The organism is Roseateles sp. P5_B10, from assembly GCF_056400485.1.
In genome coordinates this window covers 1-764 of record NZ_JBFULE010001418.1, presented here as the reverse complement: position 1 = coordinate 764, position 764 = coordinate 1, and the positions used below count along the sequence as shown (strand labels likewise).

Below are 764 nucleotides of genomic sequence, written 5' to 3'. Positions count from 1 at the left end.
TGGCCAACCTGATCGACGGTTGGAAGAACCGCGGACTGACGCCATCGCAGGTGCCGTCAGGCGAAGCCGCCGTGTTCGGCAATGGCAAAGGCGGCAAGCTCTATGCCGCCTATCAGGATCGGTTGAAGACCCTCAACGCCGCCGACTTCGGCGATCTCCTGCTCGAATGTATCCGGCTGTTCCGTGAGCATCCGGATGTGCTGAAGCAGTATCAGCAGCGCTTCAAATACATCCTCGTCGACGAATATCAGGACACCAACGTCGCGCAGTATCTCTGGCTGCGGCTGCTGTCGCAGGCGCCGGGGCAGCGTATGCTGCCGGAAGCGGACGCACCATCGGCAGATAATAAACCGGCAGTGCCGCTCAAGAACATCTGTTGCGTCGGCGATGACGATCAGTCGATCTATGGCTGGCGCGGCGCCGAGGTCGACAACATCCTGCGCTTCGAACATGATTTTCCCGGCGCCAAGGTCGTCCGGCTGGAGCGCAACTACCGCTCGACCGGGCACATCCTCGCCGCTGCCTCGCATCTGATCGCACACAACGAGGGCCGTCTCGGCAAGACGCTGCGCACGGAGGACGTCGATGGCGAGAAGGTCACCGTCACTGGCTCATGGGATTCTGAAGAAGAAGCACGCGCTATCGGCGAAGAGATCGAACAGCTGCAGCGCGAGGGCAACAAGCTCAACGACATCGCCATTTTGGTGCGCGCCTCGTTCCAGATGCGCGAGTTTGAAGACCGCTTCGTCACGCTCGGCCTGCCC

General features: G+C 61.3%; 1 protein-coding gene. It reads left to right on the top strand.

Annotated features, from left to right (window positions below; translation table 11 throughout):
* A partial coding sequence (locus AC1DU6_RS33715) for an ATP-dependent helicase (RefSeq protein WP_477862725.1) occupies positions 1 to 764 on the top strand: 764 nt, incomplete at both ends.